We start from the raw sequence: 17,776 nt of genomic DNA on the forward strand, positions 1-17,776 counted from the left end.
GCTTGTCAGGTAACCAAGGAGGTTACCCATGAAGGCCCTTAATCTCGTCACCCTCATCCTGCTCATCGTCGGCGGCCTCAACTGGGGTCTGGTCGGCGCCTTCGACTTCGACCTGGTCGCCGCCATCTTCGGCGAAGGCTCGGCCCTGTCGCGTCTGGTCTATGTGCTCGTCGGTCTGTCGGCCCTGTGGCAGATCATGCCCCTGATGAGCGCCTTCCGCATCGGCGAGGCCCACGCCGAGGCGGGTCACCGGACGACCGCCGCCCGCATGTAAGCGGGTGTCGACCGGAAGCGAGGGAAGGCCTGACCCTTGTGGTCAGGCCTTTTCGACGAACGTGTCGATCACCTTCTTCTCGCCCGCCTTGTCGAAGGCGACGACCAGCTTGTTGCCCTCGATGGCGCGGACGTGGCCGTAGCCGAACTTCTGGTGGAAGACCCGGTCGCCTTTCGCCCAGCCCGAGCCGGCCTTGGGGTCGGCGGTGGCGATCAGGCGGCCGTCGCCCTCGATCAGCGTATGGCGGGCCGGCCGGTCGGCGGGGGCGCGGGCGGCGGTGGCGGACTGGGCCCGCTTCCAGCCGGGGGAGGAATAGCCCGAGCCGAAGCTCGGCGCCTCGTCCCAGCGGCTCTTGGCCTCCTTCATGCCGGCCGAGGCGCCATAGTAGCCGGTGTCCGACTCGGCCTCGACGTGGTCGATAGGCAGTTCGTCCACGAAGCGGCTGGGCAACTGGCTGGTCCAGCGCCCGTAGACGAGGCGGTTGGCGGCGAAGCTGATGCGCGCGTCCTGCTTGGCGCGGGTGACGCCGACGTAGGCCAGCCGGCGCTCCTCCTCGAGGCCCTTCTCGCCCTTCTCGTCGATGCTGCGCTGGCTGGGGAAGACGCCTTCCTCCCAGCCCGGCAGGAAGACCAGCGGGAACTCCAGCCCCTTGGCCCCGTGCAGGGTCATGATCTGCACCGAGTCGGCGCTGTCCCCGCGATCGAGGTCCATGACCAGCGAGACGTGTTCGAGATAGGCGGTGAGGCCGTCGAAGGCCTGCATCGACTGGACCAGCTCCTTGAGGTTGTCGAGCCGGGTCTGGCCGCTGGTCCGGTCGGCTTTCTGCATGTCGGTGTAGCCGCTTTCCTCCAGCACCATCTCGGTGAGTTCCCAGTGCGGGATCTCGGGAGCGCGGGCGCGCCAACGGTCGAGGTCGCGCACGAAGTTCGACAGAGCGGTGCGGGTGCGCGCCTGCAGTTCGTCGGAGCCGAGCAGGGCGCGCACCGCCTGCATCGCCGACACGCCGTTCTCGCGGGCGATGGTCAGGATCTTCTGCACGCTGGTGTCGCCGATGCCCCGCTTGGGGACGTTGACGATGCGCTCGAAGGCCAGGTCGTCGTCTTCCGACAGGATCAGGCGCAGGTAGGCGTGGGCGTCGCGGATCTCGGCCCGTTCGAAGAAGCGCGGCCCGCCGATGACCGTGTAGGGGATGGCAAGCATGACGAAGCGTTCCTCGAACGCCCGCATCTGGAACGAGGCGCGCACCAGCACCGCCATGTCGCGGTAGTGGAGGCCGGATTTCTTCGCCGTCTCGATCTCGTCGGCGATCAGCCGGGCCTCGGCCTCGCCGTCCCAGACGCCGCGCACGCGGACCTTGTCGCCCGAGGTCTCCTCGGTCCACAGCGTCTTCCCGAGCCTTCCGCGGTTGGCGCTGATCAGCCCCGAGGCGGCGCCGAGGATGTGGTGGGTCGAGCGGTAGTTGCGCTCCAGCCGGATCACCTTGGCGCCGGGGAAGTCGCGCTCGAAGCGGAGGATGTTGTCCACCTCGGCCCCCCGCCAGCCGTAGATCGACTGATCGTCGTCGCCGACGCAGCAGACGTTGCCGGTGGACGAGGTCAGCAACCGCAGCCACAGGTACTGGGCGACGTTGGTGTCCTGGTATTCGTCGACCAGGATGTAGCGAAAGCGGCGGCGGTATTCCTCCGCAATATCCGCGTGCTGCGACAGGATCGTGATGTTGTGCAGCAGCAGATCGCCGAAGTCGCAGGCGTTCAGCGAGGCGAGCCTGGCCTGGTAGGCGGCGTACAGCGTCTGACCCTTGCCGTTGGCGAAATCCTCGCTGGGCGGCAGCTTCTCCGGCGTCCAGCCGCGGTTCTTCCAGTGGTCGATCAGGCCGCTGAGCGAACGCGGCGTCCAGCGCTTGGCGTCGAGGTTGGCCGCCTCGATGAGCTGCTTGCAGACCCGTTCCTGGTCGTCGGTGTCGAGGATGGTGAAGGTCGATTTCAGCCCGACCAGTTCCGCATGCCGGCGCAGGATCTGGGCGGCCACCGAGTGGAAGGTGCCGAGCCAGCGCAGGCCCTCGGCCGAGGGGCCGATCAGATGGGTGATTCGCTCGCGCATCTCGCGCGCGGCCTTGTTGGTGAAGGTGACGGCCAGCAGCTCCCACGGCCGCGCCTTCCCGGTCGCCAGGATATGGGCGAGGCGGGTCGTCAGCACGCGCGTCTTGCCTGTGCCGGCGCCGGCCAGCACCAGCACCGGGCCCTCGGTGGTCTCCACCGCCTCGCGCTGTTCGGGATTGAGGCCGGAGAGATAGTCCGGCAGGGCGCCGGCGGGCGGCCGGGCGCGCGCGAGGTCGGAGATGCGGGGAGGAGCTGAATCGGTCATGGGAACCGACGGAACATAAGGAGCACGCGCCCGCTTGTCAGCCGCTCCCGATCGAGGCTGGCGGAACCGTTACGGCCACGCCTCCGTTTGGTCGGCCACAGGGACAACAGTGGAGGTCGAACCCATGGCCGACAACATCAACAACAACACCGGCGGCGGCGGCAACGCCGGCATGGCCTTCATCGTCGGCGCCGTGGTCGTCGTGCTGGCCATTGTGGCCTACTTCGTCTTCGCCGGCGGCGGCTTCGGGGGCGGCGAAAAGGACGTCAACGTCGACGTCGACCTGCCGGAAGTCTCCGCCCCGTCCGTGCCTGCCCCCGCGGAGGGCTGACCGATGACCGATCCGAACGTCCCCCCGCCGGAGGACCGGCGGCCCGAGGTGGTGCATCACACCACCATCAACAATCCGCCCGAGCGCCGCGGCGGCGGCGGCGGCTGGGTGGCCTTCCTGGTCGGCGGCCTCATCGTCGTGCTGGTCATCATCGTCGTGTTCATGCTGTCGAACGGCCGCGTCGACACGCCCAGCCCGACCGACGTCGACATCGACGTCGACGTGCCGACGCCGACCCTGCCGCGAGCTCCGGAATTGCCGGATCTGCCCAGCCCGCCGCCGGTCGAACCGCCGACCGTGCCCGAACCCGGCCCGGCGCCGGCCGAGTAAGGCTCAGCGCAGGGCGTAGCGAATGGTGGTGACGACGCGGACCTTCTTCTCGGGGGTCTGGCGTTCGTCGCCGCTTTCGTCGCGCGCGAGGATCTCGAAATAGCCCTGTGAGGCTTCGCGGATCGAACCGACGCCGACCCCCGAGTCCTTCGCGAACTGCTCGGCCCCTGAGCGCGCCGAGGCGGTGGCCTCGGCGATCATCGCGGGGCGCACGTCGTTCAGCCGGGTGAAGATGTAGCTGGGTCCGTTGAAGTCCTGCAGGACCACGCCCTGCCGGATCAGGTCGTTCAGCGCCCGTGTGGTGTTCTGCACCCGGTCGACGTCGCTGGTGCGGACGATCACGGTCTGCGCGAGGATGAAGCGAGGCCCCTGGTCTTGGCTGCCGTACTCGCGGGCGCGCCGGTCGGCGACCTCGAGCCGGCCGAGGGTGACGGCGTCGGCCGGATAGCCCTGCTGCGCCAGGAACCGTCGCACGATCACGAGGTCGCCGTCGATGCGCGCCTGCACCTCGGACAGGACCTCGCCGGAGGCCGTGAAGCGCACCGGCAGGATGGCGAGATCGGCCCGGACGTCGCGCTCGGCCAAGCCGCGGACGCTGACGGTCCGGTCGCCCACCCGGGCGTTGACTACGCCTTGGCCGATCAGGGCGCCGGCGCCGATCATTCCGACGGCCAGCAGGCCGCCGAAAACAATGGCGGGGATCAGTCGATTGTCAGCCATGGCTACGCCTCCCGGAGGCAGCATGCGCCAACGCCTGCGGGTGTCAATCCGACGAATCCTGTTCGGCGAAGGACCGATCGCCGCCGGCCCAAGCCAGCGCCAGCAACCGGCAGGAGGAGGCGAGGGGGACGCGTCCGCGGCGCTCGTCGATCCGTTTCATCAGGCCGGCGTGGCCCAGACCCACGTGCGCGCCGATCTCGTCCAGCACGGCCCAGAATTCGGGTTCCAGCGCCACCGAGGTGGCGTGGCCGGACAGGGAGACGGAGCGCTTCCTCAACATGGCCGCCAGCCTAGCCGAACGCGGCCGGGCGGGCGAATGTGAACGCTGTTCACCTGAAGCGGCGTCCGCGCTATGATCCCTCCGACAGGATCGCTCCCATGACCGCCGCCGACGTCGAATTCACCCGTCTCCGCGCGCAGCGGCTTGAGCCGCTGAAGGCCCTCCGCGCCTTCCGCCGGCTGGTGCGCGACAAGGAGGACACCGCCCAGGTGTTCGAGATCATGCGCGCGCTGTCCGGTCGCTCGCTGCGGCGCGGCTACGACCGCATGCTGAAGACCATGGAGGGCGGGCGCCAGGCCTTCCTGCGCGAGGAACTGGCCGAGAAACTGGACGATCCGGCCTGGCTGGCCCGCTTCGGCCCCGGCACGGTCGGCGCCGCCTACCGCCAGTTCCGCGAGGCCCGGGGCTTCACGGCCGAAGGGCTGGCGATGGAGTCGCGCAAGGTCGCGCCGCTGGCCGACGCGCCCCACCCGGTGATCTGGTACACCCGCCGCGTGCGGGACGTGCACGATGTCTGGCACGTCCTGACCGGCTACGAGACCGACGCCTTGGGCGAAGCCTGCGTTGTCGCCTTTTCCTACGCCCAGACCGGCAACCTCGGCTTCGGCTTCATCGGCCTCGGCGCGGCGGCGGAAATCCGCAAGGAGAACCCGGCCGTGCCCGCGTTGCGGGCGGTGTTTCAGGCGTACCGGCTCGGCCGCGAGGCCCGTTGGCTGCCTGCGCTCGACTACGAGGCCCTGCTGAACCTGCCGCTTGAGGAAGCCCGCCGCGAGCTGCGCCTGCGTCGGCCCACGGTCTATGACGCGGTCCCCGCGGGAGTCCGGCAGGCGCTGAAGCTGCGCGCCTGACTGACGGCTTCCGGAGGCATAAGCCGGGCTTGTGAGCGGCGCGCCAATCCTCGGCTTGCGCCACCGGGGCCGCCGGTCCACTTGGCAGGCATGACCGCGCCGTCCGACTCACTCGCGCCCCCCAAGGCTGCCGCCCTGTCCCGGGCGACGCTGCTGGCGATCGGCGGCGTCGGGCTCTGCGCGCTCATCTGGGGCACCACCTGGTACGCCATCACCCTGCAGTTCGGGACCGTGGCGCCGCTGGTCTCCATCGTCTGGCGGTTCGGCCTGGCCGCCGTGCTGATCTTCGCCGGCTGCCTGGCCACCGGTCGATCCCTGAAGCTGACCCGCAACCAGCATCTGGCGGCGCTGGGACAGGGTGTGTTCGCCTTCTCCATCAGCTACAGCTTCACCTACGCCGCCGAGGGCCGCATCGCTTCGGCGGTGGTGGCGGTGATCTTCGCTTCGCTGGCCCTCCTCAACCTGATCCTGTTCCGCGTCGCCGCCCGCCAGAAGTCGGCGGCCGCCGCGTGGGGCGGAGCCCTGCTGGGCGTCGTCGGCGTGGCGGTGCTGTCCGGCTCGGAGGTGCTCACCGGGGGATTGTCCGCCGCCAGCCTTGTCGGCGTCGGCTTCGCCTTCACCGCCGTGGCGGCCTCGGCCTTCGGCAACTACTTCGCCTGGCGGGGCCAGGAGGCCGGGTCGGCGGTCATCCCCTCGACCGCCTGGGCCATGGCCTACGGCACGGGCGTGCTGGCGCTCTATGGCCTCGCCACCGGCGTCGAGTGGTCGATCGAGCCGACCGTCCGCTATCTCGGCTCGCTGCTCTACCTGTCGGTGTTCGGTTCGGTGATCGCCTTTGTGGTCTACTTCGGCATCGCGCGGAGTCGCGGCTACGCCCTGGCCAGCTACATCTCGGCCCTGACGCCGCCGATCGCGATGCTGGTCTCGGTGCTGTTCGAACACGCCCGCTTCGGCTGGCTGGCGCTGGCGGGGCTCGGGCTGGTGCTGGCCGGCCAGGTGCTGATGATCCGCGCGCCGCGGGTGTCGGCGGCCTAGAACCAGCCCTTCTTTTTCGGTTTCGGCGGCGGTCGGCCCTCGATCCGCGCTGCGGCCTCGGCTTGCTTGCGCTTGCGGGTCTCCTGGACACGGATGGCGATCAGCATCGGGATGAGACCGCGTTGCAGGCGACGCTTCTCCTCGCGATCGATCATCTCAGTCCTCCCGCCTGGCCCCGTCCAGCAGTCGCGCGGCCCGCTCGCGCTCCGTCTCGGTCCTTGTGCGCTCCGCTTTCGTGCGGCCGTGCACGGCGCGGTTGGCGGCGGCGGCCGCTTTCCCCGCGGCCTTCGCCCGTTCCTTGCGCGCCCGGTTCAGGTTGACGACGTCGCCCATGCTGCCTCCGCGATGCAACCGGCGCCGGGGCCGGGTGGTTTTCCCGAACACCCCGTCCCCGGAGCCCTCCATGGTAGACCCGTCGGCCATTCGCGAACACCTCGAAGTCGTCGGCTCCGACGGCGAGCATGTCGGCCGCGTCGACCACGTCCACGGCGACGAGATCGAACTGGCAAAGCTCGATCTCGCCGCGGGCTTCAAGCATCACATGATCCCGGTCAGCTGGGTCGAGCGGGTGGACCAGCACGTCCACCTCAACCTCACGCGCGACGAGGCGCGGGCGCGCTGGACGGAGAAGGGCTGAGGACGGCGCAGCGCCGATGCCCGCCTACTGCGGCGAGATCATCTTCTCCGGCCGCACCCATTCGTCGAACTCCTCGTTCGTCAGATAGCCGCCCCCGACCGCTTCCTCGCGAAGGGTGGTGCCGTTCCTGTGGGCCGTCTTGGCGATCTTCGCGCAGGCGTCGTAGCCCAGCTTGCCGTTCAGCGCCGTCACCAGCATCAGCGAGTTCTCCAGCCCCCGCCGGATGTTGTCCTCGCGCGGCTCGATGCCGACCACGCAGTTGTCGGTGAAGCTGATCGCCGCATCGGCCAGCAGGCGCACCGACTGCAGGAAGTTGTAGGCCATCACCGGATTGTAGACGTTCAGCTCGAAGTGACCCTGCGAGCCGGCGAAGGTCAGGGCGGCGTGGTTGCCGAACACCTGGACGCAGACCTGGGTCAGGGCTTCCGACTGGGTCGGGTTGACCTTGCCCGGCATGATCGAGCTGCCCGGCTCGTTCTCCGGCAGGGCCAGTTCGCCGAGGCCGGCCCGCGGCCCGGAGCCGAGGAAGCGGATGTCGTTGGCGATCTTGAAAAGGCTGGCCGCGACCGTGTTGATCGCCCCGTGGCTGAACACCATGGCGTCATGCGCCGCCAGCGCCTCGAACTTGTTCGGGGCGGTGGTGAAGGGCAGGCCGGTGATGGCGGCGATGCGCTCGGCCACCTGTTCGGCGAAGCCGACAGGCGCGTTCAGCCCGGTTCCGACCGCCGTGCCGCCCTGGGCCAGCTCCATCAGCTTCGGCAGGGTCTGCTCGATGCGCTCGATGCCGTTGGCGACCTGCTGCGCATAGCCCGAGAACTCCTGGCCGAGGGTCAGCGGCGTGGCGTCCTGGGTGTGGGTGCGGCCGATCTTGATGATGTGGTCCCAAGCCTTGGCCTTGGCGTCCAGCGCCGCGTGCAGATGCTTCAGGGCCGGGATCAGGTCGTTGGCCACCTGCTCGGCGCAGGCCACGTGCATGGCCGTCGGGAAGGTGTCGTTCGACGACTGGCTCATGTTGACGTGGTCATTGGGGTGGACCGGCTTCTTGGAGCCCATCTCGCCGCCCAGCATCTCGATGGCCCGGTTCGAGATCACCTCGTTGGCGTTCATGTTCGACTGCGTGCCCGAGCCGGTCTGCCACACCACCAGCGGGAAGTGTTCGTTGAGCTTGCCGTCGATCACCTCCTGGGCGGCGGCGACGATGGTCTCGCCCAACGTCGGGTCCAGCTTGCCCAGCGCCATGTTGGTCTCGGCGGCGGCCCGCTTGACGATGCCCAGCGCGCGAACGATCGGCAGCGGCTGCTTCTCCCAGCCGATGCGGAAATTGCCCAGCGAGCGCTGCGCCTGCGCGCCCCAGTAGCGGTCGGCGGCGACCTCGATCGGGCCGAAGGTGTCGGATTCGGTGCGGACGGTGCTCATGTCGGCAGGCTCTTCAGGCGTGGCGGGAGGATGCGCGGCGGTGTAGCACCTCGAGGGCGCGGAGCAAGAAGGAGAGGCGGCGATGGGCATGTCCGGGGCGATGCTGGCGGCGGCGCTCGTGGCGCAGGCCGCAGGACCATCCGACCCGCTGCCGCGGGCCATGATCGCAACGGAGTACGGGCCGGTCACGGTCGAACTGGATCATGTGAGAGCGCCGGGCACGGCGTGCAACTTCATGCGCTACGCCTCGCTCGGCCTGTACACGGGCGGTCGCTTCTTTCGATCCGTGCAGGGGCCCATCCATGTCGTTCAGGCCGAGACGATCCATGGCAGCGACGATCCCGGCCTCGGCCCGATACGATTGGAACGGACCCTGGACACCGGCCTGAGCCATGTCGCCGGAGCCGTTTCCATGGCGCGGGACGGGCCCGATACGGCGACGAGCAGCTTCTTCGTCGTCACCCACGACAGCCCCAGCCTCGACTTCGGCGGAGGACGGAACCCGGACGGTCAGGGTTTCGCCGTCTTCGGCCGCGTCATTCAGGGGCTCGACCTGTTCCACATCATGCAGGCCCGTCCTGCGATCGACGAGCAGATCCAGCCGCCCGTAACGATGCTGTCCGTTCACATGCTCGATCCTGTCCCGGCGGCCTGTTCGTGACCCCCGGCTGGATCGGCGCTGGCAAGGTCCGCGCCCGCGAGAGCGGCGGCGCGGTCGAGATCACCATCGACGGGCTGACCACCCAGGCCAAGTACTACAAGCCGCTGGTCTACGAGTTCATGCGCAAGGAGTGGAGCTCACGGCCGTCGTGGGGCGACTTCACCGTCGAGATCGTCATGGAGCACGTCGGCGAGCCGCCGCACATCGACCTCGACAACCTCGCCAAGGCGCTGCTCGACGCGATCAAGGGATATCTGTTCCACGACGACGCCCAGGTGGCGCGGCTGCTGGTCGAGCGCCGGGAGGGGGAGCGCGAGCGGATCACGCTGCGCTGCTTCCCGCGTCGCTAGCCGCGGGTCCGTTCGAACCTCAGCACCCCGATCACCCCGCCGCCGCCGTCGCCGGGATGATGGCGGCCATCGTTGACCGGAACCTCGGCGAAGTCGAACGGGCTGACGCCCTCGAGGCAGGCGACGTTGACGCCGTACTGGTTCGGGTTCGAGCGCCGCTGGTGATGCGTGTAGATCCCGCAGCGGGAGCAGAAGAAGTGCCGCGCCGTCCCGGTGTTGAAGCGATACTCGGTCAGCGCTTCGACGCCGTCGAGGATCTCGATGTCGCCGAGACCCGCGCTCACCGCCACGGCCCCGCGCATCCGGCACAGGGAGCAGTCGCAGCGCCGGGCGCTTTCGAGGCCTTCGGCCAGCCGCACGCGGAAACGCACGGCGCCGCAGTGGCAGGCGGCGCGGGTCCAGCCCGCCGCGTCGAGGGTCAGGGTCACGGCCCCGGCCTCTCGAAGCGCAGCGTCGGCAGCCGCAACTGCATCTCGGCGCCGACGAACAGCTGCGGCTCGGACGGCAGCGCCACCCCCGCCTCGGCCTCCTTGCGGGCCACGCAGGCGCGGGCGCCGGCGGCGAGGGCGAGGAAGTCGGCGGCGGCCGGCAGCGCCTCCAGCACGCAGCCGTCGAACCACGGGTAGCGCTCGTCCGCGCCGCAGCCGAATGAGGTCCGGTCACGCCGCGCGGCGGTCAGCACCATGCGGTTCGGGCCTTCCAGGGCGTTCACGAATTGGCCGGAATAGCAGGCCGAGACGATCACCACCGTCGGCCGGGCCGCACACGTACGGCGCACCAGATTGGCCATGACGTCAGGCGTCATCTGGGCTTCGCCAAACACCATGTGGTCTGGCGCGCCGTGCGAGGTGAAGTAGAGCAGGCATCCGCGCGTTCCCCGCGCGGCCGCGTCCCGGAGGCCCTGCAGCGCCTGCTGGGGCGGATCCGTCCGCAGCGAGTAGTCGACCATTGTCTCGCGTGCGAAGCCGGCGCGCACGAAGGCGTCCACCAGGTCGCGACGGGCGTTGTCGAACGCCTCGATCGGTCGGCCACGCCCGTCCCGCCAGTCGGCCTGGACGATGGCCGCGGTCCAGCCGGCGAAGCGACTGTCGCGGGCTTCGGCCGCGGCCGCCGGCGACCCGCAGAGCGCGGCCGCCAGCCAAAGGATGAGGAGACCCCTCATGCTCACCCCCGTTCGGTCGACCGGATGTTAGCGCGGCCGACGGGAGGGAAAAGGCCCTACTTCTTCCGGAACTGGTCCAGCGAGACGACCTTCGGCCCGTCGTCGCCGGACGGCGGCGGGCTGTCGGGCTCGGGGGCCGGCTCTTCCTCGGCGACCTCGAGTTCGACGGGCGTCTCGAACTGCAGCAGGAACTGCACCGACGGATCGTAGAAGCGGGTCACCGCGGCGTAGGGCATGGCCAACACCTTCGGCATGCCGCCGAACTTGAGCATCACCGAGAAGCGGTTCGGCTCGACCTTCAGGTCCCAGTACTGGTGCTGCAGCACCACCGTCATCTCGTCAGGGTATTTGGCGAGGATGTCGGGGGGCACGCTGACGCCGGGGGCGCGGGTGCGGAAGGTGATGTAGAAATGGTGCGCGCCCGGGATGCCGTCGGGTCCGGCGGCGCGCTCCAGGGCGGCGCGGATCACCCCGCGCAGGGCGTCCTGCGCCAGCTGCTCGTAGTGCATCTCGTCGACGGGGGGCGTCTCTTCGGCCATCGGGCGCCTCGGCTGTTCAGCCGTGGGTTTAGCCGCGCCGGCCGGCGGGCGAAAGGTGCGGAGAGGGTAAAGCGCCGGGATTCTGTTGGCAGGCTCCCGGCAGGCCCCGCCCCGGGATCTGAACCCCGAGGACTTAAGTGTTCGAAATCACCCGAACCGCATTACGCGGCGAGAGCGACTTCTCCAGCGAAGTTATCGTTCGCAGGTAGTTTAATGGCCCGATACGGTGGGCTAGGACGGGCGAAAGCAACCTCTTTACACGTCCGTCGATGCTAGTCGGCCCCATGCTCGCCCGCCGATGACGCGGGGAAGAGATTGGTGGAGCCGCCGGGAATCGCACCCGGGTCCGGTCCGCTTATTACAGGCGCGTTTATCGCCATAGTCCGGGCGAACCCGGACGGAACCAATATAGGACGGGGCGTCCGCGAATTGAAGGGGTCAGCGCCGGCGACCGGGCCCCGGGAAGGGCCGACGGTTATCGATGGTCAGGCGCAGGTGGGTCCGGTCGCGATCGGCGGCCTGGAGCCGGTCCGCCCATTCCTCGGCGGTCAGGCAGACGCGGACACTGAGCCGCGTGCCGGAGCCGGGCTCCTTCCGACAGATGACCCGTTCGCCCGGGCTTTCCAGGGTCGACGCCGCCGGCTGCACCGGGGCGTTCTGGGGGACGAGGAGGGCGGCGGCGAGAGCGGCGACGATCATGGCTGGCCTTCCGATCTTCAGGACGGAGGAAGCATCCTCCCGCGCGAAGCCGGAGTCAACCCAGAGTAACGTCGTTGTGCAAGCGCGCGATGCGTGTCGGCGCGACCGATCAGTGGCCCGGCGCGGTCTGGCGATTGCGGTTGGCGTTGGCGCTCTCCAGCCGGTGCGCGAGGCGGCGGGACTCGTCGCGACGGGCGTTCCACTGGCGGCGGGTCATGCACACCCGGCTGTCGAACCGGGTGCCGACCACCGCCTCGGTGCGGCAGACAACGCGCTCCAGCGGATCGGCCTCGCCCGACGCGGGGGCGTCGGCGGCGGCCGGCGCGGCGGAGGGCTGCGCGTCCGGCGCCGGCGACGGATCCTGGAACCCGATCATGGCGGAGAGCGAAAGGACGAGGATCAGGCTCATGCCGAACTCCTTCGGCTGACGGTGCAGGGCGCAAGCGTACGCTCGCGCCGCGCGCAGGTCGCGTCAACTGACGGTTTGGTCATGTCTGCGGGCCCGCGGCCACTCCGGGGTCTGGTTCCGGAACCAGGTCAGCTGGCGCTTGGCGTAGTTGCGGGTCGCCTGGCGCACCGCCTCCACCGCCTCGTCGAGCGTCGTCCGGCCGGCCAGGTGGGCGGCGAATTCGCGCACGCCCACCGCCTTCATCGCCGGCAGATCCGGGTCGAGCCCGCGGGCGGTCAGGGCCCGGACCTCTTCCACCGCGCCCTGTTCGACCATCCGGGCCACGCGGGCGTCGCAGCGGGCGTAAAGCGTCGCCCGATCCGGCTCGACCACCAGCCCGCTCCAGGAGCCCGTCGGCAGCAGGGGGCTGGTGTCAGCCATCCAGTCGCTGAGCGCGCGCCCGGTGTGCCGGGCCACCGCCAGGGCCCGGACCAGCCGTTGCCGGTCCCCGGCGGCGATACGGCCTTCCGCCCCCGGATCGAGCTCCGCCAGCCTTCGGCGAAACGCCGGCTCCCCCTCGGCCTCCAGGGCCGCGGCCGTCGCCTCCCGCACCGTCCCGGGGATGTCGGGGATGTCCGCCAGACCCCTCGTCAGGGCGGTGAAGTACAGGCCCGTGCCGCCCACCAGCAGGGCTGGACGGCGCGCCGCGGCGAGGTCCTCCAGCTCCGCCGTCACCGCCCGGCTCCAGCGCCCGACCGACCAGGCGTCGCCGGCGTCGGCCACGCCGTAGAGCCGGTGCTCGAGCGCCGCCTCGTCCTCCGGCGACGGACGGGCGCTCAGCACCCGCAGGTCGGCGTACAGCTGCTGGCTGTCGGCGTTGACGATCACCGCGCCCGTCGCCTCCGCCAGCTCCATGGCCAGCGCCGACTTGCCAGAGGCGGTCGGGCCGGCCAGCAGGGTCACGGGCGGGAGGGATGTGTTCCGGGGCAAATCGGCGCTCGCGGGCAGGGGGTATATCGGCGATAGAACGGCCGCCGCCCGGGCGGCAACCCCAAGGAGTGTCCCCGTGTCCCCACGCCCCCTCGATCGCGACCAGGTCCTCGCCGCCCTCGACGCCGTCCGGGATCCGAAAAGCGGGCAGGGGCTGGCGGCGGCGGGACTGGTGCAGGGTCTCGTGGTGGTCGGCGACCGGGTCGGCTTCGCCCTCGAGGTCTCGCCGCGCGAGGCCGCCGCCTACGCGCCGGTCCGGGACGCTGCCGAGGCGGCGCTGAAGGCCCTGCCGGGGGTGACCCGCGTGTCGGTCGTGCTGACCGCCGAGGCGGTGCAGAAGCCGGCGCGGCGCACCGTCATCCTGTCGCCCCAGGCCGCCGAGCAGAACCGCCCGAAGGCGCCGGTCCCCACCGATCGCCCGGCCCACGTGCGTCGGGTGCTGGCCGTGGCCTCGGGCAAGGGCGGGGTCGGCAAGTCGACGGTGGCCGCCAACCTCGCCGCGGCCCTGGCCGCCCGCGGCCTGTCGGTCGGGGTGCTGGACGCCGACGTCTACGGGCCCTCGATGCCGACCATGCTCGGCGTCACGGGCAAGCCGGAGTTCGTCGACGGGGCCATGGAGCCGCATCTCGCCCACGGACTGAAGATCATGTCGATGGGCCTGCTGGCCGGGGCCGACGACGCCATGGTCTGGCGCGGCCCGATGGCGTCGCAGGCCATCACCCAGATGCTGACCCAGACCCGCTGGGGCACGGAGACGCAGCCGCTCGACGTGCTGGTCGTCGACCTGCCGCCGGGCACCGGCGATGTGCAGCTGACCCTGATCCAGAAGACCCCGCTGGACGGCGCCGTGATCGTCTCCACCCCGCAGGAGGTGGCGCTGGCCGATGCGCGCCGGGCCCACACCCTGTTCCAGAAGGTCAAGGTGCCGACCCTCGGTCTGATCGAGAACATGTCCGGCCCGGTGTTTGGCTCCGGCGGCGCGAAGGCCGAGGCGGAACGGCTCGGCGTGCCCTTCCTCGGCGACCTGCCGCTGGACGCCGGTCTGCGCGAGGCGGGCGACGCCGGCCGACCCCTGGTCAGCGCCGATCCGGACGGCGAGGTGGCCCGGCGGTTCGCCGTGGTCGCCGCGCGGGTGGCGGATGTGCTCGGCGTCTGAGGCTTCCGGAACCTGACGGCGGCTTGCCCGCGGCGTCGGGCGCCCTAGGTTGCGCCGCCATGCTTCTGCTTCACGCCACGCGCCGCCTGCTGACCGAAACCCTGCACCCGATCGAACGCGGCGCGGCGATCGAGCTCGTGTCCCTGCGCGGCGGTCCCGAGGACGCCGAAGCCCTGCTGCCGCTGCTGCTGGACGACCCGGTCGCCCACGCGGATTTCGTCGACCCGGTCGTCCGGCACGGCGACAGAGCCATGGTCGAACGGCTGTTCGACCGCTTCGTCGCGAACGACCGGCTGATCGACGGCGCGCCGGACGCCCTGCTGTGGGCCTTCGGCTGGGCCGGACTGGAGCAGGCGCGGCCGATGCTGTTCCATTACGCCCGCGAGCAGAACTGGGACGCCGCCCCCGCCGCCGTCGACGGCCTGGTGCATTTGTCGCCGTCAGGGATTGAGGATGAGGTCCGCTCCGCCGTCGAGACGTGCGTGGGCCAGAATCTCTTCCCCGAATACCTCCCGGCGCTCGCCGGCTGGATCGGGGACCACGAACTGGTCGACCGCTTCCTCGTCGACGATCATACCTCGCCGTCCACCAACTGCATGAGCGGAGTTTTGCTCGCTGTCGGCCTGTTGGGCGCTGAAGGGCGCGATCGGCTGCAAGCCCTGTTCTGGCGCGACCTCTATCCGATGATATGGGGCGACGCGACGGTCGCCACCGGCGTAGCCATGCGCGCGACGGGGCTCGGCGTTGGAGCACTCGCCGCCGAGCTTCGCGCCCGCCTCGCCGCCTCGGCGAAGGCGCCGCCCCACTGGTGGTTCGCTCTCGTGAAGGTCATGGCGGAGCACCAGATCGCCACCCACGACGCGCCGTCCGCCTGGCGCTTCCTGCCGCCGCCCGAGACGCCGCTCGACCTGCACCGCGCCCTGTTCGGCCCCAACGACGGCTGGGACGAAGGGCTGGATCACCACGCCTTCCACCGGCTGGATCAGGACGGGGGCTGGCTGCAGCACGAGATCCACAGCCTGCGCCGGCCGATCGAGGATCTGATCGGTCGACAGGCCCTTGTCGCCGAGCTGGACGCCTATTCCGGCTCGACCACCACCGCGGTGCCGTAGGCCAGCACCTCGGTGACGCCCTCCATGATCTCGTTGGCCTCGTAGCGCATGGCGATGACGGCGTTCGCGCCCATGGCCCGGGCGTGCTCGACCAGTTCGTCATAGGCCTCGGCGCGCGAGGCCTCCGCCAGCTTCACATAGGCCCCGACCCGGCCGCCCAGCATCGACTGGAGACCGCCGATGGCGTCCGAGATGACGTTGCGCGAGCGCACGGTGATCCCCCGAACGAGCCCCAGGGTGCGCACCACCCTCTGGCCGGGGACATCGTTGGTGGTGACGATCAGCATGGCGTCTCTCCCTGGCTAGCGTCGTTCCAGCACCCGGAAGACGAAGGCGTGGTCGTCCTTGTCGCCCGGCGGCACGGCTTCGGACGATACCTCGACCCACGCCTCCTCGTCGAACGGCGGGAACAGCACGTCGCCTTCGGGCTCGGCGTCGACTTCCGTCAGGTACAGCCGCTTCGCCCGCGGCAGGGTCGCCGCGAACAGGCCGGCCCCACCGATCACGCAGACCTCGTCGACCCCGTCCTCCACGGCCTGCTCGCGCCCGATCTCGATCGCCTCGTCCAGCATCAGGCAGGCCACCGCCCCCTTCGGCTCGAACGATTCGTCCTTGGACAGCACCAGGTTGAGCCGGCCGGGCAGGGGCTTCAGCGGCAGGCTGTCCCAGGTCTTGCGGCCCATGATGCAGGGTTTGCCCATGGTCACGGTCTTGAACCTCTGCAGGTCCGAGCGCAGCCGCCACGGCAGGCCGCCGTCGCGGCCGATGACGCCATTGCGCGCCCGGGCGACGACGAGGGCGAGGTGGGGGAGGGGCATGGTCTAGCCCGCCGGGTCGAAGTGAATTTCGACCGAGCCTGTGCGGCCCGCCGGCGGCTCGATCACCCGCAGCGAGGCGGGGGCCCAGCCTTCGACCTGCTCCAGCTCGGTCCACAGAGCGGGGCCGGATTCATTGACCCGGAGTTCCCGCACGGCTCCCCTCCATTCCGGCCCCTCGGCCCCGACCGCCGCCCGGGCCGCCGCCACCAGCGCGCCCTCGTCGCCGGTCCAGCCCTGGGCGGTGAGGCCGCAGGCGTGGTCATTGCGGAACGGCCGCGCCCAGTCCGCGTCGGCGACGTCCAGCATGCCCCCAGAGACCGGGTCGCGTCCCGAGACGCATTGCTCCAGCGTGGTCCGGACCAGAGTGGTCAGATCGGGAGCCTGCTGCGGGACCGGAACGAGCGTCAGGGCGACGAAAAGCGTCGAAATCATCGGGGCGTCTCCAGCCAGTGCAGCCACTTCCGCTGCATCGCCTGTTCGATGTCCACCCCCGCCATCTGACAGTAGATGAGCAGCATGCCCAGCACGTCGGCTGCCTCGTCCCCCAGCTTGCCGGCGTCCGCCGCCCCCCGCGCCCGCCCGCTCATGCGCAGATGCTCGGCCGTCAGCTCGCCCAGCTCCTCCTGCAGCTTCAGCAGCGCCCAGTCCCGGTCGCGGTCGATGGCGTGCTCGCGGGCGTAGATGTCGGAGATGCGCAGGACGTCGGCCTGCAGCGCCTTCAGGTCGAGGCTCATCACACCGCGACCGGCGCCTTGATGTGCGGCCAGGGCTGGTAGCCCTCCAGCGCGAAGTCCTCCAGCCGGTAGGCGAACAGATCTGACTTCGGCGCGATGGTCATCGTCGGCAGGGCCAGCGGCTCGCGGCTCAGCTGCGTCTCCGCCTGCTCGACGTGGTTCAGGTACAGGTGCGCGTCGCCGAAGGTGTGCACGAACTCGCCCGGCTCCAGCCCGGTCACCTGGGCGATCATCATCGTCAGCAGGGCGTAGGAGGCGATGTTGAACGGCACGCCGAGGAAGACGTCGGCCGAGCGCTGGTACAGCTGACAGCTCAGCCGGCCGTCGGCGACGAAGAACTGGAAAAGACAGTGGCAGGGCGGCAGGGCCATGTCGTCGACGTCGGCCGGGTTCCAGGCGGTGACGATGTGGCGGCGGCTGTTGGGATTGGTCTTCAGCCCCTCGACCAGCTTCTCGATCTGGTCGATCACCCGCCCGTCCGGCGCCGCCCAGCTGCGCCACTGCTTGCCGTAGACCGGCCCCAGCTCGCCCTCGGCGTCGGCCCACTCGTCCCAGATGCTGACGCCGTTCTTCTTCAGCCAGCCGATGTTGGTCTCGCCGCGCAGGAACCACAGCAGCTCGACGATGATCGACCGGGTGTGCAGCTTCTTGGTGGTCAGCAGCGGGAAGCCCTTCGACAGGTCGAAGCGCATCTGCCGCCCGAACACGCCCAGCGTCCCGGTGCCGGTCCGGTCGTCCCGCCGGGCGCCGTTGTCGAGGATGTCGCGCAGCAGGTTGAGGTACTGCCATTCCGGATGGTCGGCGGCGACGGCTCCGGTGCGGTCCTGAAGATCGGCGAGGGCGACGGCGGCGTTCATTGCGTCAGGTTGGACGCTGATTCGCAAATCCCCAACGCGGCCAGTGGACACTTGGGCTGTCCGGTTGTGGACGCC

Annotated in this window: 27 protein-coding genes and 1 other RNA gene; 10 read left to right on the top strand and 18 right to left on the bottom strand. The window is 70.2% G+C overall.

Annotation, left to right across the window (positions count from 1 at the left end; translation table 11 throughout):
• Nucleotides 1-28 precede the first annotated feature (28 nt).
• Entirely contained in the window at nt 29-274 is a 246-nt protein-coding gene (locus BM333_RS08985; RefSeq protein WP_092310086.1) for a DUF378 domain-containing protein, read from the top strand.
• 42 nt (nt 275-316) lie between these two features.
• Here the strand turns inward: BM333_RS08985 and BM333_RS08990 are convergent, their stop codons facing one another.
• Complete coding sequence (locus BM333_RS08990; protein ID WP_092310089.1) at nt 317-2,638, bottom strand: ATP-dependent helicase; 2,322 nt, start codon at nt 2,636-2,638, stop codon at nt 317-319.
• 124 nt (nt 2,639-2,762) lie between these two features.
• Here BM333_RS08990 and BM333_RS08995 point away from each other — a divergent pair, with 124 nt between their 5' ends.
• The gene (locus tag BM333_RS08995) at nt 2,763-2,969 is read left to right on the top strand and encodes a hypothetical protein (RefSeq protein ID WP_092310092.1); all 207 of its coding nucleotides are present in this window, start codon (nt 2,763-2,765) and stop codon (nt 2,967-2,969) included.
• Nucleotides 2,970-2,972: 3 nt separating this feature from the next.
• Nucleotides 2,973-3,299, top strand: coding sequence for a hypothetical protein (locus BM333_RS09000; protein ID WP_092310095.1), 327 nt, complete (start codon nt 2,973-2,975; stop codon nt 3,297-3,299).
• Nucleotides 3,300-3,302: 3 nt separating this feature from the next.
• On the opposite strand, the gene BM333_RS09005 is transcribed toward BM333_RS09000, so the two are convergent.
• Both BM333_RS09005 and BM333_RS09010 read right to left on the bottom strand, forming a co-directional pair.
• Nucleotides 3,303-4,019: an SIMPL domain-containing protein gene (locus tag BM333_RS09005; RefSeq protein ID WP_092310098.1), complete on the bottom strand. Its 717-nt coding sequence runs from the start codon at nt 4,017-4,019 to the stop codon at nt 3,303-3,305.
• A gap of 43 nt (nt 4,020-4,062) precedes the next feature.
• A complete protein-coding gene (locus BM333_RS09010; RefSeq protein ID WP_092310101.1) occupies nt 4,063-4,299 on the bottom strand; it encodes a ribbon-helix-helix domain-containing protein in 237 nt (78 codons plus the stop codon).
• A 98-nt stretch (nt 4,300-4,397) separates the two neighbouring features.
• Between BM333_RS09010 and BM333_RS09015 the strand changes: the two genes are divergently transcribed.
• Nucleotides 4,398-5,147 carry a Coq4 family protein gene (locus tag BM333_RS09015; protein ID WP_092310104.1) on the top strand — a complete coding sequence of 250 codons (750 nt, stop codon included), beginning with the start codon at nt 4,398-4,400 and terminating at the stop codon, nt 5,145-5,147.
• Nucleotides 5,148-5,237: 90 nt separating this feature from the next.
• Entirely contained in the window at nt 5,238-6,182 is a 945-nt protein-coding gene (locus BM333_RS09020; protein WP_245777211.1) for a DMT family transporter, read from the top strand.
• Here the strand turns inward: BM333_RS09020 and BM333_RS15940 are convergent.
• Both BM333_RS15940 and BM333_RS09025 read right to left on the bottom strand, forming a co-directional pair.
• Nucleotides 6,179-6,337 carry a hypothetical protein gene (locus BM333_RS15940; RefSeq protein ID WP_177221851.1) on the bottom strand — a complete coding sequence of 53 codons (159 nt, stop codon included), beginning with the start codon at nt 6,335-6,337 and terminating at the stop codon, nt 6,179-6,181. The two genes, BM333_RS09020 and BM333_RS15940, sit on opposite strands and share 4 nt — an antisense overlap.
• 1 nt (nt 6,338) lies before the next feature.
• Complete coding sequence (locus BM333_RS09025; RefSeq protein WP_092310107.1) at nt 6,339-6,515, bottom strand: DUF4169 family protein; 177 nt, start codon at nt 6,513-6,515, stop codon at nt 6,339-6,341.
• 70 nt (nt 6,516-6,585) lie between these two features.
• Here BM333_RS09025 and BM333_RS09030 point away from each other — a divergent pair, with 70 nt between their 5' ends.
• Nucleotides 6,586-6,819: a DUF2171 domain-containing protein gene (locus tag BM333_RS09030; RefSeq protein WP_092310110.1), complete on the top strand. Its 234-nt coding sequence runs from the start codon at nt 6,586-6,588 to the stop codon at nt 6,817-6,819.
• A gap of 24 nt (nt 6,820-6,843) precedes the next feature.
• On the opposite strand, the gene fumC is transcribed toward BM333_RS09030, so the two are convergent.
• Nucleotides 6,844-8,235: a class II fumarate hydratase gene (gene fumC / locus BM333_RS09035; protein ID WP_092310113.1), complete on the bottom strand. Its 1,392-nt coding sequence runs from the start codon at nt 8,233-8,235 to the stop codon at nt 6,844-6,846.
• 82 nt (nt 8,236-8,317) lie between these two features.
• Here fumC and BM333_RS09040 point away from each other — a divergent pair, with 82 nt between their 5' ends.
• Both BM333_RS09040 and BM333_RS09045 read left to right on the top strand, forming a co-directional pair.
• Entirely contained in the window at nt 8,318-8,896 is a 579-nt protein-coding gene (locus tag BM333_RS09040; RefSeq protein WP_092310116.1) for a peptidylprolyl isomerase, read from the top strand.
• Nucleotides 8,893-9,246, top strand: coding sequence for a RusA family crossover junction endodeoxyribonuclease (locus BM333_RS09045; RefSeq protein ID WP_092310119.1), 354 nt, complete (start codon nt 8,893-8,895; stop codon nt 9,244-9,246). Before BM333_RS09040 ends, BM333_RS09045 begins: the two co-directional genes overlap by 4 nt.
• On the opposite strand, the gene BM333_RS09050 is transcribed toward BM333_RS09045, so the two are convergent.
• From BM333_RS09050 to miaA, 7 genes are all read right to left on the bottom strand, one after another.
• Nucleotides 9,243-9,674, bottom strand: a complete 432-nt coding sequence (locus tag BM333_RS09050; RefSeq protein ID WP_092310122.1) for a GFA family protein — start codon at nt 9,672-9,674, stop codon at nt 9,243-9,245. The two genes, BM333_RS09045 and BM333_RS09050, sit on opposite strands and share 4 nt — an antisense overlap.
• Nucleotides 9,671-10,408: a C13 family peptidase gene (locus BM333_RS09055; RefSeq protein ID WP_092310125.1), complete on the bottom strand. Its 738-nt coding sequence runs from the start codon at nt 10,406-10,408 to the stop codon at nt 9,671-9,673. The genes BM333_RS09050 and BM333_RS09055 overlap by 4 nt, the downstream gene beginning before the upstream one ends.
• A gap of 56 nt (nt 10,409-10,464) precedes the next feature.
• Nucleotides 10,465-10,947 (bottom strand): SspB family protein, encoded by a 483-nt coding sequence (locus tag BM333_RS09060; protein ID WP_092310128.1) that lies wholly within the window; start codon nt 10,945-10,947, stop codon nt 10,465-10,467.
• A gap of 70 nt (nt 10,948-11,017) precedes the next feature.
• Nucleotides 11,018-11,385, bottom strand: a transfer-messenger RNA (tmRNA) gene (gene ssrA / locus BM333_RS09065).
• Nucleotides 11,386-11,646: a hypothetical protein gene (locus BM333_RS09070; protein WP_092310131.1), complete on the bottom strand. Its 261-nt coding sequence runs from the start codon at nt 11,644-11,646 to the stop codon at nt 11,386-11,388.
• A 109-nt stretch (nt 11,647-11,755) separates the two neighbouring features.
• Nucleotides 11,756-12,055 (bottom strand): hypothetical protein, encoded by a 300-nt coding sequence (locus tag BM333_RS09075; protein ID WP_092310134.1) that lies wholly within the window; start codon nt 12,053-12,055, stop codon nt 11,756-11,758.
• A gap of 63 nt (nt 12,056-12,118) precedes the next feature.
• Complete coding sequence (gene miaA / locus BM333_RS09080; RefSeq protein ID WP_177221852.1) at nt 12,119-12,997, bottom strand: tRNA (adenosine(37)-N6)-dimethylallyltransferase MiaA; 879 nt, start codon at nt 12,995-12,997, stop codon at nt 12,119-12,121.
• Nucleotides 12,998-13,100: 103 nt separating this feature from the next.
• On the opposite strand from miaA, the gene BM333_RS09085 reads away from it, so the two are divergent.
• Both BM333_RS09085 and BM333_RS09090 read left to right on the top strand, forming a co-directional pair.
• Complete coding sequence (locus BM333_RS09085) at nt 13,101-14,180, top strand: Mrp/NBP35 family ATP-binding protein (RefSeq protein ID WP_245777212.1); 1,080 nt, start codon at nt 13,101-13,103, stop codon at nt 14,178-14,180.
• Nucleotides 14,181-14,239: 59 nt separating this feature from the next.
• Nucleotides 14,240-15,292 (top strand): hypothetical protein, encoded by a 1,053-nt coding sequence (locus tag BM333_RS09090; RefSeq protein WP_092310142.1) that lies wholly within the window; start codon nt 14,240-14,242, stop codon nt 15,290-15,292.
• On the opposite strand, the gene BM333_RS09095 is transcribed toward BM333_RS09090, so the two are convergent.
• From BM333_RS09095 to BM333_RS09115, 5 genes are read right to left on the bottom strand one after another with little or no spacing between them, the layout of a single operon-like run.
• Nucleotides 15,259-15,579: a YbjQ family protein gene (locus BM333_RS09095; protein ID WP_092310145.1), complete on the bottom strand. Its 321-nt coding sequence runs from the start codon at nt 15,577-15,579 to the stop codon at nt 15,259-15,261. The genes BM333_RS09090 and BM333_RS09095 overlap by 34 nt on opposite strands.
• Before the next feature lie 15 nt (nt 15,580-15,594).
• Nucleotides 15,595-16,110, bottom strand: a complete 516-nt coding sequence (locus BM333_RS09100; protein WP_092310148.1) for a dihydrofolate reductase — start codon at nt 16,108-16,110, stop codon at nt 15,595-15,597.
• Nucleotides 16,111-16,113: 3 nt separating this feature from the next.
• Entirely contained in the window at nt 16,114-16,542 is a 429-nt protein-coding gene (locus BM333_RS09105) for a hypothetical protein (RefSeq protein WP_092310152.1), read from the bottom strand.
• Nucleotides 16,539-16,844, bottom strand: a complete 306-nt coding sequence (locus BM333_RS09110; protein ID WP_092310155.1) for a nucleoside triphosphate pyrophosphohydrolase family protein — start codon at nt 16,842-16,844, stop codon at nt 16,539-16,541. Before BM333_RS09110 ends, BM333_RS09105 begins: the two co-directional genes overlap by 4 nt.
• A complete protein-coding gene (locus tag BM333_RS09115; RefSeq protein WP_092310158.1) occupies nt 16,844-17,701 on the bottom strand; it encodes a thymidylate synthase in 858 nt (285 codons plus the stop codon). The genes BM333_RS09110 and BM333_RS09115 overlap by 1 nt, the downstream gene beginning before the upstream one ends.
• Nucleotides 17,702-17,776 lie beyond the last annotated feature (75 nt).

Source organism: Brevundimonas viscosa, assembly GCF_900116065.1.
Taxonomy (GTDB): Bacteria; Pseudomonadota; Alphaproteobacteria; order Caulobacterales; family Caulobacteraceae; genus Brevundimonas; species Brevundimonas viscosa.

Excerpts from the sequence above, each read along its gene's own strand:
- BM333_RS08985 (WP_092310086.1), top strand. The coding sequence starts at position 29 with ATGAAGGCCCTTAATCTCGTCACCCTCATCCTGCTCATCGTCGGCGGC.
- BM333_RS08990 (WP_092310089.1), bottom strand. The coding sequence starts at position 2,638 with ATGACCGATTCAGCTCCTCCCCGCATCTCCGACCTCGCGCGCGCCCGG.
- BM333_RS08995 (WP_092310092.1), top strand. The coding sequence starts at position 2,763 with ATGGCCGACAACATCAACAACAACACCGGCGGCGGCGGCAACGCCGGC.
- BM333_RS09000 (WP_092310095.1), top strand. The coding sequence starts at position 2,973 with ATGACCGATCCGAACGTCCCCCCGCCGGAGGACCGGCGGCCCGAGGTG.
- BM333_RS09005 (WP_092310098.1), bottom strand. The coding sequence starts at position 4,019 with ATGGCTGACAATCGACTGATCCCCGCCATTGTTTTCGGCGGCCTGCTG.
- BM333_RS09010 (WP_092310101.1), bottom strand. The coding sequence starts at position 4,299 with ATGTTGAGGAAGCGCTCCGTCTCCCTGTCCGGCCACGCCACCTCGGTG.
- BM333_RS09015 (WP_092310104.1), top strand. The coding sequence starts at position 4,398 with ATGACCGCCGCCGACGTCGAATTCACCCGTCTCCGCGCGCAGCGGCTT.
- BM333_RS09020 (WP_245777211.1), top strand. The coding sequence starts at position 5,238 with ATGACCGCGCCGTCCGACTCACTCGCGCCCCCCAAGGCTGCCGCCCTG.
- BM333_RS15940 (WP_177221851.1), bottom strand. The coding sequence starts at position 6,337 with ATGATCGATCGCGAGGAGAAGCGTCGCCTGCAACGCGGTCTCATCCCG.
- BM333_RS09025 (WP_092310107.1), bottom strand. The coding sequence starts at position 6,515 with ATGGGCGACGTCGTCAACCTGAACCGGGCGCGCAAGGAACGGGCGAAG.
- BM333_RS09030 (WP_092310110.1), top strand. The coding sequence starts at position 6,586 with ATGGTAGACCCGTCGGCCATTCGCGAACACCTCGAAGTCGTCGGCTCC.
- fumC (WP_092310113.1), bottom strand. The coding sequence starts at position 8,235 with ATGAGCACCGTCCGCACCGAATCCGACACCTTCGGCCCGATCGAGGTC.
- BM333_RS09040 (WP_092310116.1), top strand. The coding sequence starts at position 8,318 with ATGGGCATGTCCGGGGCGATGCTGGCGGCGGCGCTCGTGGCGCAGGCC.
- BM333_RS09055 (WP_092310125.1), bottom strand. The coding sequence starts at position 10,408 with ATGAGGGGTCTCCTCATCCTTTGGCTGGCGGCCGCGCTCTGCGGGTCG.
- BM333_RS09060 (WP_092310128.1), bottom strand. The coding sequence starts at position 10,947 with ATGGCCGAAGAGACGCCCCCCGTCGACGAGATGCACTACGAGCAGCTG.
- BM333_RS09070 (WP_092310131.1), bottom strand. The coding sequence starts at position 11,646 with ATGATCGTCGCCGCTCTCGCCGCCGCCCTCCTCGTCCCCCAGAACGCC.
- BM333_RS09075 (WP_092310134.1), bottom strand. The coding sequence starts at position 12,055 with ATGAGCCTGATCCTCGTCCTTTCGCTCTCCGCCATGATCGGGTTCCAG.
- BM333_RS09090 (WP_092310142.1), top strand. The coding sequence starts at position 14,240 with ATGCTTCTGCTTCACGCCACGCGCCGCCTGCTGACCGAAACCCTGCAC.
- BM333_RS09095 (WP_092310145.1), bottom strand. The coding sequence starts at position 15,579 with ATGCTGATCGTCACCACCAACGATGTCCCCGGCCAGAGGGTGGTGCGC.
- BM333_RS09100 (WP_092310148.1), bottom strand. The coding sequence starts at position 16,110 with ATGCCCCTCCCCCACCTCGCCCTCGTCGTCGCCCGGGCGCGCAATGGC.
- BM333_RS09105 (WP_092310152.1), bottom strand. The coding sequence starts at position 16,542 with ATGATTTCGACGCTTTTCGTCGCCCTGACGCTCGTTCCGGTCCCGCAG.
- BM333_RS09110 (WP_092310155.1), bottom strand. The coding sequence starts at position 16,844 with ATGAGCCTCGACCTGAAGGCGCTGCAGGCCGACGTCCTGCGCATCTCC.
- BM333_RS09115 (WP_092310158.1), bottom strand. The coding sequence starts at position 17,701 with ATGAACGCCGCCGTCGCCCTCGCCGATCTTCAGGACCGCACCGGAGCC.